The organism is Nocardia nova, from assembly GCF_002933465.1.
GTDB lineage: Bacteria > Actinomycetota > Actinomycetes > Mycobacteriales > Mycobacteriaceae > Nocardia > Nocardia nova_B.
This window is the reverse complement of the sequence record NZ_PSZE01000096.1, coordinates 1-912: the sequence shown is the minus strand read 5'-3', so window position 1 is coordinate 912 and position 912 is coordinate 1. Positions and strand designations below refer to the sequence as shown.

The window sequence follows — 912 nt, the reverse complement described above, 5'->3', positions numbered from 1 at the left end:
ATGAACAAGAGCTAATGATGTCTACATGTTAAAGGCAGACTTTTCACATGTTCATTCATTTCGGGCCCAGCCAGCATGGGTTTATGAAAGGCAGGTCCTGCTTGACGAACCTGATCTCCTTCTACGACAAAGTGACGCGCTGGGTGGATGAGGGAAAGGCTGTGGATGTGGTCTACCTTGACTTCAGCAAGGCTTTTGACACCGTCTCCCACAGCATTCTCCTCAAGAAACTGGCTGCTCTTGGCTTGGACTGGCGCACGCTTCGTTGGGTTAGAAACTGGCTGGATAGCCGGGCCCAAAGAGTTGTGGTGAATGGAGCCAAGTCCAGTTGGAGGCCAGTCACTAGTGGCGTCCCCCATGGCTCAGTGCTGGGGCCGGTCCTCTTTAATATCTTCATCAATGATCTGGACAAGGGCATTGAGTGCACCCTCAGTAAGTTTGCAGATGACACCAAGCTAGGTGCGTGTGTCGATCTGCTTGAGGGTAGGAAGGCTCTGCAGGAGGATCTGGATAGGCTGCACCGATGGGCTGAGGTCAACTGCATGAAGTTCAACAAGGCCAAGTGCCGGGTCCTGCACCTGGGGCGCAATAACCCCAAGCAGAGCTACAGGCTGGGAGATGAGTGGTTGGAGAGCTGCCAGGCAGAGAAGGACCTGGGAGTGATGGTGGACAGTCGGCTGAATATGAGCCAGCAGTGTGCTCAGGTGGCCAAGAAGGCCAACGGCATCCTGGCACTATCAGGAATAGTGCAGCCAGCAGGGCCAGGGAGGTGATCATCCCCCTGTACTCTGCTCAGAGACATTTCTGCTCAGAAAGAGCAGTCAGGCACTGGGACGGGTTGCCCAGGGAGGTGGTGGAGTCACCGTCCCTGGGGGTGTTCAAGGAGAGGTTGGACCTGTGGCCTGGGGACAG

1 protein-coding gene is annotated in these 912 nt (G+C 55.5%); it reads left to right on the top strand.

The features are described from left to right. The first annotated feature begins 47 nt into the window (after positions 1-47). A complete protein-coding gene (locus tag C5E41_RS32990) occupies positions 48-773 on the top strand; it encodes an RNA-directed DNA polymerase (RefSeq protein ID WP_104379562.1) in 726 nt (241 codons plus the stop codon). Positions 774-912 lie beyond the last annotated feature (139 nt).

Bases quoted from the DNA above. Each gene is read 5' to 3' on its own strand.
- C5E41_RS32990 (WP_104379562.1), top strand. From the start codon at position 48: ATGTTCATTCATTTCGGGCCCAGCCAGCATGGGTTTATGAAAGGCAGG.